This is a genomic window from Lacinutrix sp. MEBiC02404 (assembly GCF_053601575.1).
This window is the reverse complement of sequence record NZ_JBSHNV010000220.1, coordinates 38,045-55,176: the sequence shown is the minus strand read 5'-3', so window position 1 is coordinate 55,176 and position 17,132 is coordinate 38,045. Positions and strand designations below refer to the sequence as shown.

General features: G+C 32.6%; 13 protein-coding genes. 11 read left to right on the top strand and 2 right to left on the bottom strand.

Annotated elements, in window-relative coordinates; translation table 11 throughout:
* Positions 1–7 precede the first annotated feature (7 nt).
* Complete coding sequence (gene rimK, locus ACVCXO_RS14725; protein ID WP_452230353.1) at positions 8–880, bottom strand: 30S ribosomal protein S6--L-glutamate ligase; 873 nt, start codon at positions 878–880, stop codon at positions 8–10.
* Entirely contained in the window at positions 877–1,302 is a 426-nt protein-coding gene (locus tag ACVCXO_RS14720; protein WP_452230352.1) for an ATP-dependent zinc protease family protein, read from the bottom strand. The genes rimK and ACVCXO_RS14720 overlap by 4 nt, the downstream gene beginning before the upstream one ends.
* Positions 1,303–1,434: 132 nt before the next feature.
* Between ACVCXO_RS14720 and uvrC the strand changes: the two genes are divergently transcribed.
* The 11 genes from uvrC to ACVCXO_RS14665 all read left to right on the top strand — a co-directional run bounded on the left by uvrC (position 1,435) and on the right by ACVCXO_RS14665 (position 16,948).
* Positions 1,435–3,228 carry an excinuclease ABC subunit UvrC gene (gene uvrC / locus ACVCXO_RS14715; RefSeq protein WP_452230351.1) on the top strand — a complete coding sequence of 598 codons (1,794 nt, stop codon included), beginning with the start codon at positions 1,435–1,437 and terminating at the stop codon, positions 3,226–3,228.
* Positions 3,229–5,460 carry a patatin-like phospholipase family protein gene (locus tag ACVCXO_RS14710; protein WP_452230350.1) on the top strand — a complete coding sequence of 744 codons (2,232 nt, stop codon included), beginning with the start codon at positions 3,229–3,231 and terminating at the stop codon, positions 5,458–5,460.
* A gap of 230 nt (positions 5,461–5,690) precedes the next feature.
* Positions 5,691–6,848, top strand: a complete 1,158-nt coding sequence (locus tag ACVCXO_RS14705; RefSeq protein ID WP_452230349.1) for a homogentisate 1,2-dioxygenase — start codon at positions 5,691–5,693, stop codon at positions 6,846–6,848.
* 165 nt (positions 6,849–7,013) lie between these two features.
* The gene (locus tag ACVCXO_RS14700; protein WP_452230348.1) at positions 7,014–7,490 is read left to right on the top strand and encodes a CCC motif membrane protein; all 477 of its coding nucleotides are present in this window, start codon (positions 7,014–7,016) and stop codon (positions 7,488–7,490) included.
* A 278-nt stretch (positions 7,491–7,768) separates the two neighbouring features.
* Positions 7,769–8,932 carry a 4-hydroxyphenylpyruvate dioxygenase gene (gene hppD, locus ACVCXO_RS14695; protein ID WP_452230347.1) on the top strand — a complete coding sequence of 388 codons (1,164 nt, stop codon included), beginning with the start codon at positions 7,769–7,771 and terminating at the stop codon, positions 8,930–8,932.
* 147 nt (positions 8,933–9,079) lie between these two features.
* Positions 9,080–9,862 (top strand): DUF3108 domain-containing protein, encoded by a 783-nt coding sequence (locus tag ACVCXO_RS14690; RefSeq protein WP_452230346.1) that lies wholly within the window; start codon positions 9,080–9,082, stop codon positions 9,860–9,862.
* Between the two features lie 7 nt (positions 9,863–9,869).
* Positions 9,870–10,787: a tryptophan 2,3-dioxygenase family protein gene (locus tag ACVCXO_RS14685; RefSeq protein WP_452230345.1), complete on the top strand. Its 918-nt coding sequence runs from the start codon at positions 9,870–9,872 to the stop codon at positions 10,785–10,787.
* Positions 10,745–12,076, top strand: coding sequence for a peptidoglycan DD-metalloendopeptidase family protein (locus ACVCXO_RS14680; RefSeq protein WP_452230344.1), 1,332 nt, complete (start codon positions 10,745–10,747; stop codon positions 12,074–12,076). The genes ACVCXO_RS14685 and ACVCXO_RS14680 overlap by 43 nt, the downstream gene beginning before the upstream one ends.
* Positions 12,077–12,080: 4 nt before the next feature.
* Positions 12,081–13,703, top strand: a complete 1,623-nt coding sequence (gene pgi, locus ACVCXO_RS14675) for a glucose-6-phosphate isomerase (protein ID WP_452230343.1) — start codon at positions 12,081–12,083, stop codon at positions 13,701–13,703.
* 160 nt (positions 13,704–13,863) lie between these two features.
* Positions 13,864–16,404 carry a TonB-dependent receptor domain-containing protein gene (locus tag ACVCXO_RS14670; protein WP_452230342.1) on the top strand — a complete coding sequence of 847 codons (2,541 nt, stop codon included), beginning with the start codon at positions 13,864–13,866 and terminating at the stop codon, positions 16,402–16,404.
* Between the two features lie 106 nt (positions 16,405–16,510).
* Entirely contained in the window at positions 16,511–16,948 is a 438-nt protein-coding gene (locus ACVCXO_RS14665; RefSeq protein WP_452230341.1) for a hypothetical protein, read from the top strand.
* Positions 16,949–17,132: the final 184 nt, after the last annotated feature.

The window sequence follows — 17,132 nt, the reverse complement described above, 5'->3', positions numbered from 1 at the left end:
AAATTAACTAGCTATTTTTTTCTATATAAGTAATAATGCTTTTTGCAATATTTTTTTCGGTAGCTCTTTCAATTCCTTCTAATCCAGGAGTCGAGTTGACTTCTAAAATTAATGGACCTCTACTAGATTGTAGCATATCTACACCACAAACAGGAAGCTTTAATGCGCGAGAAGCATTAAGCGCTAATTTTAATTCTGGTTCACTAAGTTGAATCACGTTTGCGCTTCCACCTCTGTGTAAATTAGATCTAAACTCACCTTCTTTTCCTTGTCTTTTCATTGCACCAACCACTTGTCCGTCTACAATTAAAGCACGTAAATCTGCTCCTTTTGCTTCGCCAATAAATTCTTGAACAATGACTCTAGCTTCTAGTCCGTTAAAAGCTTCTAGTACAGATTCAGCAGCGTTTTTAGTTTCTGCTAAAACCACTCCAAGTCCTTGTGTTCCTTCTAGTAATTTAATAATTACAGGAACGCCACCAACATGTTCTATAACTTCTTCTACATCTCTAGAATAATTAGTGAAAACGGTTTTTGGCATACCAATTCCAGCTTTACTTAAACGCTGTAAACTACGTAATTTGTCTCTTGAGCGTTGTATAGCATCGGAGGTTACAATAGTGAAAACACCCATTTCTTCAAATTGTCTAACCACAGCACAACCATAGAAAGTTATAGATGCTCCAATTCTAGGAATAATAGCATCTACATAATCTAGGTATCTGTCTTTGTAGAAAATGGTTGGTTTGTGTTGCTCAATAATAATATCACACTTTAAAGGATCTATAACCTCTACTTGGTGACCGCGTTTTTCTCCTTCTTCTACTAATCTGTTTGTAGAATATAAATTTGCGTTACGCGATAAAATAACTATGTTCATAATGTTTTTAAATTGTATGATATGTTTTCTTGGTCTACATCAACCAAAAATTTTCGTTTTAAAAATTGTCTACCAATAAGTACTGGGAATCTCATTTCCTCTCTAGTGCTTAAAGTTAAGTTAATCTTATATGTTTTTCCAAAAAAAACGACTTCAGATTTCACTTTAAATCTATTTTCCTTAAAACCATTGCTGCTTTTTACATTGGTTTTTGTAAAGTTTTCAAAAATTACTTCCTTACCGCTAAAGTTAGGATGTCCTTTACTGTAAAAGGTGCATTTTAAATTTTCACCATCCACAATAATTTGCGAACAGTGTATTGCAGACGTATAAGCGCCTGTATCTATCTTAACATCTATGTTGTATAGATCTAGTTTAGGAAAGTCTATTTTGTCTACTCTTCCTATTGTTTTTCTAATCATTTATTCTATTTCAAAAAGTGGCGCAATGTAATAATTAAGTATTTGTAAAAACCTTCTTTTTTATTAAAAAATTATACGTTAAAATCAGGGTATTTTTTCTTTATAAAAAATTAAAATAAGTACATTTACAAGATGGGCGAACCTGCTTTAAAAATACAACTTAAAACCTTACCAAATGCACCAGGAGTATACCAATACTTTGATGTAGAAGATACTCTTATTTATGTTGGTAAGGCTAAGAATTTAAAAAAAAGGGTAAGCTCCTACTTTACCAAAACACATGAAAACGGTAAAACGCGAGTGCTTGTAAAAAAAATTGCAAGCATTAAACATATTGTGGTGGAGACAGAAACAGATGCGTTACTGTTAGAAAACAACTTAATTAAAAAGAATAAACCACGCTATAACGTGTTATTAAAGGATGATAAAACCTATCCTTGGATTTGCATAAAAAAAGAACGTTTTCCTAGAGTGTTTACTACTAGAAGGGTTTTTAAAGATGGTAGTGAGTACTTTGGGCCTTATACCAGTATGAAAACCGTGTACACACTTTTAGATTTAATAAAAGGGTTGTACCAATTGCGGACTTGTAAATACGATTTATCTCCGGAAAAAATTGCAACAGGAAAATATAAAGTTTGCTTAGAGTATCATTTAGGAAATTGTAAAGGTGCCTGTGAGGGTTTAGAAATGGCACAAGCATATAATGAGAACATTATAGCAATTCGAGAAATTTTAAAAGGAAACTTTAAAGATTCACTTTCGCAATTTAAACAGCAAATGAAACAATTTGCTGAAGAAATGCAATTTGAAGAAGCGCAAAAAATAAAAGAGAAAGTCGAAGTGCTTGAAAATTACCAAGCGAAATCTACCATTATTAATCCAAAAATTAGCAATGTAGATGTGTTTAGTATTGTAAGCGATGAAAGTTTTGGGTATGTGAATTTTATGCAAATTTCTTATGGTTCTATAATACGTTCGCACACTTTAGAAATTAAGAAAAAGTTGGATGAGTCTGATCAGCAACTTTTAGAATTAGCAATTACAGAGATAAGACAACGTTTTAACTCTAACTCCAGAGAACTTTATGTACCTTTTGAGGTACATGTTGGCGAGAACCTTAAAATCACGGTACCACAACTAGGCGATAAAAAACATATTCTAGACTTGTCTATTCGTAATGCCAAGTATTTTAGAATGGATCGTTTTAAACAAATTAAAATAACAGATCCAGATAGACATGTGAAAAGGATCATGGCGCAAATGAAGGCCGATTTGCACTTGAGTGAAGAACCAAGACATATTGAATGTTTTGATAATTCTAATATTCAAGGTACACATCCTGTTGCTGCGTGTGTTGTTTTTAAAAATGGGAAACCAAGTAAAAAGGATTACAGACATTTTAATATTAAAACGGTAGTTGGTCCAGATGATTTTGCTTCTATGGAAGAAGTGGTTTACAGACGTTATAAACGTTTGTTAGACGAAAAAGAACCTTTGCCACAACTGATTATTATTGATGGTGGAAAAGGACAACTTTCTTCGGCTTTAAAAAGTTTAGATGCATTAAATTTAAGAGGAACAATTGCGATCATCGGAATTGCGAAGCGTTTGGAAGAATTATTTTACCCAGATGATCCAATTCCACTATATTTAGATAAAAAAAGCGAAACGCTTAAAATTATACAACAGTTGCGTAATGAAGCACATCGTTTTGGAATAGAACATCACAGGAATAAAAGAAGTAAAACAGCTTTAAATACAGAATTGGAAGGTATTCCAGGAATTGGAGACAAAACAATAGTAGAGCTATTGAAAGTATTCAAATCTGTAAAGCGAATTGCCAATGCAAAATTGGATGAATTGGAAGCTGTTATTGGAGTATCTCGAGCAGAAAAAATATATAATTATTATCATAATAAATAAATGAACAAAGCATTAGTCTTCATATTTCTTTTTTATAGTCTTTTTAGTTTTTCACAAGAATTAGAACAAGAGGATCTAAAAGTAGGTCTGGTATTGAGTGGTGGTGGTGCAAAAGGTCTTGCGCATATTGGTACGCTTAAAGTTATTGATAGTTTAGGTATTAGAATAGATTATGTTGCTGGTACAAGTATGGGAGCAATTATAGGTTCTTTGTATGCTTCCGGTTATTCTGGTATAGAAATAGATTCCATTTTTAAAGGTGTAAACTTTGATGATATTATTAGTGACAACTTACCACGTAAAGCAAAAACGTTTTATGAACGCGATAATTCAGAAAAATATGCAATAACACTTCCGTTTAAAAAGTTTAAAGTAAAATTACCTAGAGCATTATCTCGAGGGCAAAATACATTAAGCTTACTTACCAAGTTAACTTTGCATGTAAGTGATATTGATGATTTTAGTAAACTACCAATTCCATTTTTCTGCGTTGCCACTAATATTGAAAACGGAGAAGCTGTGTATTTAGAGTCTGGCAGTTTGCCGCAATCTATTCTGGCAAGTGGTGCTTTTCCTTCTTTGTTTCAACCAGTACGAATAGACGATAAGGTTTTAATAGATGGTGGTGTTGTAAACAACTATCCAATAGATGAACTAAAAGCCAAAGGCGTAGATATTATTATTGGAGTAGATGTGCAAGATGATTTGGCAACGAGAGATCAACTGCAATCTGCAACTAAAATATTACTTCAAATAAATAATTATAGAACCATAAATGATATGAAAATCAAGTCTAAAAAGACAGATATTTATATTAAACCAGATATAACAAATTTTAGTGTTGTGTCTTTTAGTGAGGGCAGAACGATTATAGATAATGGCGTAGTAGAAACAAACAAACATATAGAAGCGCTTAAAGAGATTGTTGCCAAACAAGTAAAAAAGAAACCGCAATTAGCCAAAATAACACCAATAGACAGTTTAAAAATTAAAGGAATAAATGTTAATGGAATAGATAAATACTCCAGAGCTTATGTGCTGGGTAAATTAAAATTTAAACCCGACGAAGAAATCAGTTATAACACATTTCAAGAAGGCGTAAATAACCTTGCAGCAACTAATAATTTTGAGAATGTAAGTTATAAGCTAACACCATCTTTAGACAAAGATGGATATATGATGGATGTGAACCTAAAAGAAAGCAATTTAAATACCTTGCTAAAATTAGGGCTTCATTATGACGACTTATATAAAAGTGGTGTTCTAGTTAACGTAACTCAAAAAAAGATTCTTTTTAATAGTGATGTAGCTTCGTTGGATTTTGTAGTTGGAGATAATATTAGATATAATTTTGACTATTATGTAGATAAAGGTTTTTATTGGAGTGTTGGTGTGCATTCTAGATACAACCAATTTAAACAAAATATTCAAGCACAAACTATTTTAACAGACGAACAACTGCTAGCTGTTAATGTAAATAAACTGGATGTTAAGCTAGTGGATTTAACCAATCAGTTTTATTTGCAAACCTTATTTAGAAAAGATTTCTCATTGACATTAGGTGCAGAACATAAACACTTAAAAATAAAAACAGAAACCATACTTACCAATGCGAATCAGGAGGAAACTGTTTTTGATAATAGTAGCTATTTTAGTCTCTTCGGAAACTTAAAACTAGATACTTTTGATAATAAGTATTTTCCAAATGAAGGTGTATTCTTTGAGGGTGATTTTCATTTATACTTGTATTCTTCTGATTTTAATAGCGATTTTTCAGAATTTTCTATCGGAAAAGCAACCATTGGGTACACAAAGAGTTTTAATAATAAGATTACCACAAATATTACAGCCGAAGGCGGTTTTAAAATTGGTGAAAACGATAATAGGTCTTTAGATTTTGTAATTGGAGGTTATGGAAATAACTTCATTAATAACTATAAATCGTTCTATGGCTATGATTTTTTATCGTTAGTAGGAGATAGTTTTGTAAAAGGAACATTAAATGTAGATTATGAAATTTTTAAAAATAATCATATCAACTTAGCGGCAAACTATGCTAATATTGGTGATGGCCTTTTTGATTCTGGTAATTGGTTTTCGTCTCCAGATTATTCTGGTTATGCAGTAGGTTATTCGTTAGATACCTTTTTCGGACCAATAGAAGCAAAGTACTCTTGGTCCCCAGAAATCAAAGAAAGAATGTGGTTTTTTAACGTTGGTTTTTGGTTTTAAAAAGTCTCAAAAATTTTCACGATATTTGTAATACATGAACCATTCATAACAAAGTTTCGATACGGAGGAAGTGAATGCTTCATAGGAGCATTGAAAAACAATACGTATGAAACCATTTTGGCAAGACATATTAATCTTTTTAAAATTTCTTCAGAAAAGAAATCCAGAATGATCGTGCATTGTTTTATTCGATTTTAAAAGAAGTAGTAATAACTTTAAATTTTAAAAGAATGCCATTTTATCATAAACTAGGGAAAATTCCACCTAAAAGACACACGCAATTTAGAAAACCTGACGGAACTTTATATGCCGAACAATTATTTGGCACCATCGGTTTTGACGGTATGTCTACAAATTCATACCACGAACATAGACCAACACAGGTAAAAGAAATAAGAAAGCAATACAGCGTTGCTCCAAAAATAGCAAAAGCAAATCATATACAATCGTATCGTTTTAGAGGGTTTCAAATAAAACCAGAAATGGACTATTTAGAAAGCCGGAAAGCAGTACTTACCAATAGTGATTGTACCATAATTCTTGCTGCACCAAAACAAGCTACTCAAGATTATTTTTATAAAAATACAGATGCAGACGAACTTATCTTTATTCATAAAGGATCCGGGAAACTAAGAACACATCTTGGTAATCTAGATTTTAAATATGGAGATTATCTGTTAGTTCCAAGAGGCGTTATTTATAAAATGGACTTCGATACCGAAGATAATAGATTGTTTATTGTAGAATCTAAAAGACCAATTTATACCCCAAAACGATATAGAAATTGGTTCGGACAATTATTAGAGCATTCTCCGTTTTGTGAGCGTGATATACGTCAGCCACAAGAACTAGAAACCCATAATGAAAAAGGAGATTTCATTATTAAAGTAAAAAAACAAGATGATATTTTCGAAATGGTCTACGCAACACATCCTTTTGATGTGGTAGGTTATGACGGTTATAATTATCCGTATGCGCTTTCTATTCATGACTTTGAACCTATTACCGGACGAATTCATCAACCGCCTCCAGTGCATCAAACTTTTGAAACAGATGCATTTGTAGTTTGTAGTTTTGTACCAAGATTATATGACTATCATCCAGATTCCATTCCAGCACCTTACAACCATAGTAATATAGATAGTGATGAGGTTTTATATTATGTAGATGGCGATTTTATGAGTCGAAATGATATTGATGCCGGACACATAAGTTTACATCCTGCAGGAATACCCCACGGTCCGCACCCAGGAGCTACAGAGCGCAGTATTGGCAAAACCAAAACAGATGAGTTGGCGGTAATGGTAGATACTTTTAAACCTTTAATGGTTACCCAAGAAGCGATGGAAATTGCAGACGAAGAATACCTTAAATCTTGGTTAGAATAAAATAGAATCAAGAGGTAAGAATATAGAAAATAGAACGAGAACAATGCTAATTAATGTATTTAAAAAAGTACATATATCTTTTTTCTCACTTCTTTTTTCTTCCTTCTTTTAAAACGAATAAATTATAAAATAATTCTCCTTCCTTTTAGGAAGACTAGTATAAAAATGAATCAAAATAAATTACCCGCAGATTCATCTGCAATGACATTAGGAATTATAGCTTTAGTAATTTTGTTTTTAGGTTGCTGTTGTGGTTTGTTTTCCATAGTCTCCGTAATTTTAAGCATCATAGGTTTAGTTTCGGCGAACAAAAGTATTAGGTTATTTAAAGAAAACCCAGACGTATACTCCAGCTTCAGTTACACCAATGTAAACAACGCTAAAGTTTTAAATATTGTGGCTTTGGCGGTAAGCGGACTTATTACCATGTTATATATAACATATTTTATGATTTATGGCGTGCTTATCTCTACCATACTCATGGATACTTATAATAATAACGAAAATGATTCGTATTACGAATGGGAAAACGATTCCTTATATTATCCAGAAGAGGATCTGTTTGAAATAGAAAGTGATTCGATTATTATAGATTCCGTTTCCATAAAAAAGTATAAAGAAATAGTCAAAGCAGAAAACTAAAAATAAGTATTAGAAGCTATTTCCTGCTTTTCGTTATATCTTTTTTGAAAATAAAAAAGGATGTCACTGCAATCAGGGCTAAAAACAAGTAAACGCATCCGTAAAGAAGCAATGTTTATGAGTTAATAATAAAGTAAAAGAAAATACATTACAAAAGAAGAATTAACAAAGATGGAGATGAAAATTCAAGAATTTCAAAAAATGACAATGGGCTTTCAAAATAAGCTCTAAAAGTCTTTTTTCTTGTCTCTTTTTTCTGTCCTCTAAAAAACATACAGATGAGTAAAAAAGAAATAAAATCAGTAAACTACGGTTTAGAAAAAATATTTGAAGGAGCACAAGATTTCCTTCCGCTTTTAGGAACAGACTACGTAGAGTTTTACGTTGGTAATGCAAAACAAGCAGCACATTTTTACAAGACAGCATTCGGTTTTCAATCCCATGCATACAAAGGTTTAGAAACGGGGTCTAAAGATTCGGTGAGTTATGTGTTAACACAAGACAAAATCAAGTTGATGCTAACCACACCTTTAAATAGCAAATCTCCAATAAACGATCATATTGTAAAACATGGAGATGGTGTAAAAATAGTTGCACTTTGGGTAGAAGATGCTAGACAAGCATATAAAGAAACAACATCAAGAGGTGCAAAATCATACATGGAGCCAACAGTAGAAACAGACGAACATGGCGAAGTGGTGCGAGCAGGAATTTATACCTACGGAGAAACAGTACACATGTTTGTAGAACGTAAAAACTACAACGGAGCCTTTTTACCTGGTTTTCAAAAATGGGAATCCGATTATAATCCGCCAAGTGCAGGCTTAAAATATATTGACCATATGGTTGGTAATGTAGGTTGGAATCAAATGGATGTTTGGGTAAAATGGTATGAAGATGTTATGGGATTTGAAAATTTCTTATCCTTTGACGACAAGCAAATTCACACCGAATATTCCGCATTAATGAGTAAAGTAATGTCTAACGGAAACGGTAGAATAAAATTTCCAATAAACGAGCCAGCAAAAGCTGCAAAACGTTCTCAAATTGAAGAATATTTAGATTTTTATGAAGGTGCAGGAGTGCAGCATATTGCAGTTGCAACCGACGATATTATAAAAACCGTTTCTCAGTTAAAAGCAAACGGTGTAGAGTTTTTATCCACGCCACCAGAAGAATACTATAGATCGGTTCCTGGAAGATTAGAAGAGTTTAGTCACGAGTTAAGAGAAGATATCGAAAAACTAAAAGGTTTAGGTATTATGATTGATGCAGATGAAGAAGGATACTTATTGCAAATATTTACAAAACCAATAGAAGATAGACCAACCTTGTTTTTTGAAATTATTCAAAGAATGGGAGCTCGCGGATTTGGAGCAGGAAATTTTAAAGCGCTTTTTGAGTCTATTGAAAGAGAACAAGAAAAAAGAGGAACGTTGTAACAAATATTTAACATACGGTTCATTAAAAACTCTAACATTTATATCGTTAGAGTTTTTTGTTTTTTTACTTTTGGAATAGTAATTGTAATTATCAAACCATAACAATATAATGTAAGATAGCAAGTTACATTTACAACCAATATGGATATGAAAAAATTAATAATAATAGTACTTGCAGTGGTTACTATCGGTACTACTCAAGCGCAAGAAGATAGCGCTTTTCAAGCAGGAGAATGGTTTCGTTTTGAAATGAGCTACAGTGGTTTCCTAAAGGCAGGAAATGCAACGCTAACCGTCAAAGACGACACTATAGATGGAAAGCCTGTGTATCACGTGGTTGGTAAAGGTTGGACCACAGGAGCTATTAAATGGTTTTTTAAAGTAAAAGATAGGTATGAGAGTTATTTTGATAAAACGACTTTATTACCGTATAAGTTTATTAGAGATATCGATGAAGGTGGTCATAAAAAAGACATTGAAATAGACTTTGATCAGGTAAACAGAAAAGCACATGTACATAATAAAAGGAAGAATAGAAAAACGGTAGTAGATACAAAACCAAATGTTCAAGACATGGTTTCTATGTATTATTATTTAAGAAATAAAATAGAAATTGCGACGCTAAAACCGGGAGACGAAATTAAAACAGATATGTTTTTTGACGATGAAAACTATGGTTTTAAAATAAAGTATTTGGGCGAAGAAATTTTAGATACCGAATTCGGAAAAGTAAAAACACTCAAATTTAGACCATATGTATTGGCAGGACGTGTTTTTAAAGAAGAAGAAAGTTTAACGCTTTGGGTTTCAAAAGACAAAAATAAATTACCTTTACGTATTCAGGCAGATTTAGCAGTAGGTTCACTAAGAGCAGATCTAGATGCTTTTAAAGGCCTAAAACACCCTTTTAAAATTATTGCAGATAACTAAATAATTGATGGAAAAAGATATAACTAGCCAACTTAAAGAAAAATTCGATAATATAGGCCAAGACTTAGACGTGCATTTACAAGGCTTGTTATATAGTAAGCCTATAAATTATTGGGATTATATACAAACAGACGCATTATTAGATCTACAAACCCAACGTTCTGTTTTACCAGATGAAATGGTGTTTATTATGTATCATCAAATTAATGAGCTGTTATTTAAAATGATACTTTGGGAGATTGATCAAGTAGCAAATAAAGAAGATCTTGATGCTGTTTTTTTTACAGACAAATTAATGCGGGTAAGTCGTTATTTCGATATGCTTACTTCTTCTTTTGTAATTATGAAAGATGGAATGGATGTCGAGCAGTATAATAAATTCAGAAATACCTTAACACCGGCTAGCGGATTTCAAAGTGCACAATACAGAAAAATTGAATTCGCTTCTACAGAACTTATCAATCTAATCGATAATAGATTTCGAGATACAATCGATAGAAATACACCGTATGAACATGCTTTTGACCATTTATATTGGCAAGCAGCAGGAAAAGACTATAAAACTGGGAAGAAAAGCTATTTATTAACAGTTTTTGAAGATAGATATAAAGACGAATTTATTAGATTTACAAAATTTTATAACACACATAATCTTTACACAAAGTTTAAAGCATTACCGCAAAGTGTTAAAGAAGACAAACAATTAATAGATGCAATGCGTCATTATGACCATACTGTGAATATTAAATGGGTTATGGCTCATTATAATACAGCAAATCACTACCTAAATATTGGTGGTAAAACTGCGGAAGCAACAGGTGGAAGTGAATGGGTTAAGTATATGCATCCTAAATACCAAAGAAGAATATTTTTTCCGGAACTATGGAGCGAGCAAGAATTAAAAGATTGGGGAACAGATGTATAATTGCTTTTGCAACTATTAGTTTATTTTACAGCTGTAAACAAGAACCAAAAGAGATAATATCAGAAGAAATAGCAATAGTAGAAGAGCCAGAACAAACTTTAGAATTTGGATTCAATCTTGATGACTATATTGTTAAAAGGGATACCATCCAAAAAGGAGATAGTTTTGGTGAAATATTACAAAGAAACAGTATCAGCTTTTCGCATATCTTTCAAATAGCAGAAAAAACAAAAGATACTTTCGATATCCGAAAACTTCAGGTAGGTAAGCCATACACACTTCTATGCACCAAAGGAGATTCGCTACAAAAGCCAAACTGCTTTATTTACCAACCGAATAAAGAAGAATACGTAGTTATAAACTTTCAAGATTCGATTCATGCATATACCAGTAGGAAACCTATAAAGTATGTAGAAAAAGAAGTTGCAGGAGTTATTACTTCTAATATTTCCGAAGCATTAAGTGATCAAGATATCAGCGTGCGTTTAGCCTACAAACTAGCAGATGAAATTTATCCTTGGACTATAGATTTTAGACGTCTTCAAAAAGGGGATGCTTTTAAAGTAATTTATACCGATAAATATATAGATGATACTATTTATGCTGGAATTGCAGATGTTAAAGCTGCATATTTTAAGCATAATAACGAGCCTTTTTATGCTTTTGAATTTGAAACGGATAGCGTAACAGGAGTTTCCGATTATTTTAATGAAGAAGCAAAGAACTTACGTCGTGCTTTTTTACAAGCACCAGTTCAATTTAGCCGAATTTCATCCCGTTATAATTTAAAACGTCGTATTGCATATTACGGTAATAGATTGCGTCCGCATAGAGGAACCGATTTTGCAGCAGCTATTGGAACACCAATTCTTGCAACCGCAAACGGAACGGTGACAGAATCTACTAGACGTGGCGGTAATGGAAAGTTTGTGAAAATAAGACATAATGCCACTTACGAAACGCAATACCTTCACATGAAAGCCCAAAAGGTTAAAAAAGGACAGTTTGTAAAACAAGGAGATGTTATTGGCTGGATCGGTATGACGGGAAATACTGGAGGACCTCATGTGTGTTATCGTTTCTGGAAAAACGGAAAAGAAGTAGATCCTTTTAAACAAAAGCTTCCGGAAGCCGAACCAATTTCAGATAGCTTAAAAGTAAAATATCTAGAGTTTATTAAACCTCTAAAATTGCAACTGGATAATATTCAATATAAAATTCCAGAAATAGAAGAGAAATTAGAAGAAGTGTTTGATAATACAAATGCAATTACGCAAGTTAATAAGTAACTCTATGGCATTACCAAAAATTAACCCAACCACCACTACAGCTTGGAAAAATCTTGAAAAACATTTTAAAAATGTGCAAGATGTTGAAATGAAAAATTTATTTGCTCAAGATGAAAAAAGAGCAAACAAATTTACCATTTCGTGGGAAGATTTTTATGTCGACTTTTCGAAAAATAGAATCACCGAAGAAACTTTCGAACTGCTATTAAAATTAGCAGATGAGGTGAAGCTAAAAGAAGCAATGCAAGCTTATTTTTCTGGTGAAGTAATAAACGAAACGGAAAAAAGAGAAGTTTTACACACGGCTTTAAGAGCGCCGAAAGACGCCAATATTAAAGTGGAAGGTGTTAATGTTATGCCGGAAATATTTTCGGTAAAACAAAAAATAAAAGATTTTTCGGAAACTATTATTTCTGGAAATAAAAAAGGATATACCAACAAAGCATTTACAGATATAGTAAATATTGGTATTGGAGGTTCAGACCTTGGTCCTGCAATGGTGGTAGATTCGCTTCAGTATTACAAAAATCATTTAACCACACATTTTGTAAGTAATGTAGATGGCGATCATGTAAACGAAGTCATAAAAAAACTAAATCCAGAAACTACACTATTCGTAATTGTTTCTAAAACATTTACAACACAAGAAACCCTATCGAATGCAACGACATTAAAAGATTGGTTTTTAAAAAGTGGGAAACAAGAAGATATCGCAAAACACTTTGTGGCTGTTTCTACTAATATTGAAAAAGTAAAAGACTTTGGTGTAGACGCAAATAATATTTTTCCAATGTGGAATTGGGTTGGCGGACGTTTTTCTCTTTGGAGTGCTGTAGGCTTAACCATTAGTTTGTCGGTAGGAAATGAGAATTTTGAAAACTTACTTCTAGGAGCAAATAAAATGGATACCCATTTTAAAAACGAAGATTTTAAAAGCAATATTCCAGTAGTGCTTGCGCTAATTAGTGTATGGTATAATAACTTTTTTAAAGCCGAAAGTGAAGCTGTAATTCCGTATTCACAATACCTAAATCAATTTGCTACCTATTTACAACAAGGTATTATGGAAAGCAATGGGAAAAGTGTCGATAGAAATGGCAATCTAGTAAATTACCAAACCGGAACCATTATTTGGGGAGAACCAGGAACAAATGCACAACATGCCTTTTTTCAACTAATTCATCAAGGAACAAAAATTATTCCAGCAGATTTTATCGGATTTGCTAAATCGTTACATGGTAATAAAGACCATCAAGACAAACTTATGTCTAACTTCTTTGCACAAACAGAAGCGCTTTTAAACGGAAAAGATAAAAGCGAAGTTATTGCTGAAGGAACAGAAAAAACATTAATACCTTTTAAAGTGTTCGCTGGAAATAAGCCAACTAACACTATTTTTGTAGATAAACTCTCGCCAGAAAGCTTAGGAAAACTAATTGCGATGTATGAACATAAAATATTTGTACAAGGAATTATCTGGAATATTTTTAGCTACGACCAGTTTGGTGTGGAACTTGGAAAGCAATTAGCAGGAAAAATTTTAAAAGAATTTGAAAATGAGGATTTCGCAAATCATGATACTTCTACCTTAAATTTATTGAATCATTACAAAAAATTAACAAATTAATTGTTAAAAAGTCTGTTTATAGCTTTATTATCTAAGTTATTGAAAACGTGCTTATTTGTGTTATCTTTAAGATTGAAAATTTGTTAACGTTAAGTTAATGTTAAACCATTAATTCAATGTATTTTTGCCAAAAAATAAACCAAATATTAAATTCAATAAAATGAAAAACATTAAAAAATTTTTATTTTTAGTAGGGGCATTAGTGCTTACTACAGGAGCAATAGCTCAAAGTACTGTTACAGGTACTGTTATTGATTCCGAAATGAACGCACCACTTCCTGCGTCAAACATCATTGAAAAAGGAACTACAAATGGAGCATCATCAGATTTTGATGGTAATTTCACTATTACTACAGAAGCGAAAGCTGGTAAAATAGTTATCTCTTATGTAGGTTACACTTCTGTAACAGTATCTTTTGATGGTAATACAGATTTAGGAAACATTACTTTAACTAGTGATAACTCTTTAGAGGAAGTTGTGATTATTGGTTCTGGAGTTATTGATTTAGCAGAAGACAGAAAAACACCTGTTGCTGTTACTACTATTAAGGCTGCTGAGATTCAGCAAAAAGCTGGAAACTGGGATTTACCAGAAGTATTGAAATCTACTCCTTCTATACAAAACCTTAAATCTGGTGGTTTTGGTGATGGTCAAATGTTTATTCGTGGTTTTGATCAAACAAATACTGCATTCTTATTAAACGGACAACCAATTAATGGTATGGAAGACGGTAAAATGTACTGGTCTAACTGGTCTGGTGTAATGGATGTTGCTAATGCAATTCAAGTACAACGTGGTTTAGGAGCTTCTAAATTAGCGATTTCTTCTGTTGGTGGTACGGTAAATATTGTTACTAAAACTATTGATAGAAAAGAAGGTGGTTTTGTGCAACAAATGGTAGGTAATGATAATTACACAAAAACTACAGCATATTACTCAACAGGAGTAAATGAAAAAGGATGGTCTTTTTCAGGTTTATTAGGTCACTGGCAAGGTGATGGTTATGTAGATAATACAGATGGTGAAGGACAAACATATTTCTTTTCTGTAGGTTACCAACCTAACGAAAAACATTCCTTAAACTTCTTATTAACAGGTGCGCCACAATCGCATGCTGCAGCTGGAAGTGGTTCAATTGGATCCTTTTTAGAAAATGGAAGAAAATATAACTCATGGAATTTTAGTGGGGTAGATAGTCCTAATACTTTAAATGGAGGGAAATATCCAGGTGGAAGAAATATTTATCACAAACCAGTAGCTAATATTAGCTGGGATTGGACAATTAATGAAAAATCTGAATTGTCTACAGTACTTTACGGTTCAATGGGTCGTGGTAGTTTTGCACAAGCAAGAACTTCTGGAGATGATGTAACTTATGCAAGAGGTTCTAATAATAACCATGACTGGTTTGGTTTAGTAACAAACTATAACAACCAATTAAGTGAAACATTAAACTTTAACTTTGGTGCAGATGTACGTTTATATAACGGTTTCCACTTTAGAGATGTTAGAGAATTTATAACTATAGATTCTGTAAGTAATTCTTCTGGGTATTCTGGAGATTATGAATTAACAGATTCTTATGGTGGTGTTAACCCATGGAATGTATTCTTTAATCCAAACGATGATCATTCACAACGTTTTGGTTATGATTACGAAGAGCAAATTAACTATGCTGGTGTTTTTGGTCAATTAGAGTATTCTAAAGATAAATTATCTGCATTCTTTCAAGGAGCGGTTTCTAACCAATCGCATGTAAGAACAGAATTCTTAAACACAGAATTTGAAGGGAAATCAGAAGAATCTGATAAAGTAAATAACCTTGGGTATAACTTAAAGTTAGGTGCTGCTTATGAAGTTAATGAAACGCATAAAGTATTTGTTAACGCTGGTTACTATTCACGTCAACCTTTCCATGATACTTTATTTCAAGATAATAGAGGAGGGAATACATTATTAGATCCTGAAGCTGAAAATGAAGAAATTACAGGATTTGAAGCTGGTTACCAATTTAATGGTGGTAGAAAAATTTCTGCGAACTTAAACGTATACCATACTACTTGGGATAACGTAACTAAGTATAACAGTAACGGTGAAACAGGTGATGATTTCTTAAGTTACCAAACATTAGGAGTGAAGCAAGTGCATTATGGTGTAGAGTTAGAGGTGAATACTCGTCCTTTGGAAAATGTAAAACTTAACGGATTTGTTTCTTTAGGAGAATGGCAGTTTAAAGACAATGCTACACAAAGAACTTTTGATAACGACGGAAGCCAAGTAGGTGCGGATGAAGAGATTGTTATTGATGGATTTAGTGTTGGTGGTGCTGCGCAAGTAACAGCTGGTATTAATGGTAGCTATGAGTTTTTACCAAGATTTAGTATTGATGGTGGATGGAACTGGTATAATGATGTATTCTCAACAGGATCATTAGGAGAAGCTCCTTTATCTATGCCTTCATATGATACTGTAGATACTGGATTATCATACAAAATGTTAGTTGGTGAGAATAAAACAAATTCATTACAATTTAGAGTAAACGTAAGTAACGTTTTTGATGAAGTGTATTTAGAGTCTGTTAATGGAACAACTGCTGCTTCAGCAATTGCATCAGAAAACTATAAAGGAATTAACAAATCTAACACAGGTAGATTTGGTTACGGAAGAACTTGGAACACAAGTATCCGTTTTAATTTCTAATTCATATTAGAAAATAGAATTAAAAACCTCTTCCATTTTTGGGAGAGGTTTTTTTATGCCTAATAATTAGTACATTTGTTACCAAACTAATTCAAACTTAAATTATATGTATAGTATTGTAAAAAACCTCCATTCTTATTGGGCCTATTTAGTGCTTCTTGTTTTAATTATTGCAGTAGCAAACAGCCTATATAAGACGTTTTCTAATAAAGAGTATGAACCTAAAGATTTTAGAATTGCGTTGTTTACGCTTATCGTTTCACATATTCAGTTGTTAATTGGGTTGGTGTTATACTTTACTTCACCAAACGGCTTTCACAGTATTACCGCAAACGGTATGGGCGGATTGTCTCCTTTTGCTAGATTATTAGCAGTAGAACATCCTTTTGTAGGTATTTTAGCGGTTGCTTTTATTACTATTGGTTATTCAAAACATAAAAAGAAACTTACTTCTAAACCTAAAAATAAAACCATTGCTATCTTTTATACCATAGCACTATTGTTGGTTTTATCTAGAATTCCTTGGAGTGTTTGGTTGGCCTAACAGTAAGCAGAACATAATAATTAAACGACCTTAAAATACATTTCGTATTCTAAGGTCGTTTCTCATTTTATTAAAACTCTCCTCCTTTTTTTCAAGGAGGAGTGGCTTCTGTTTCAGAAAAGAAACAGAAGACGAGGTGGTTTTTTAATACTTCTCGTTTTTCATACGTATTGCAAAAGCTTCA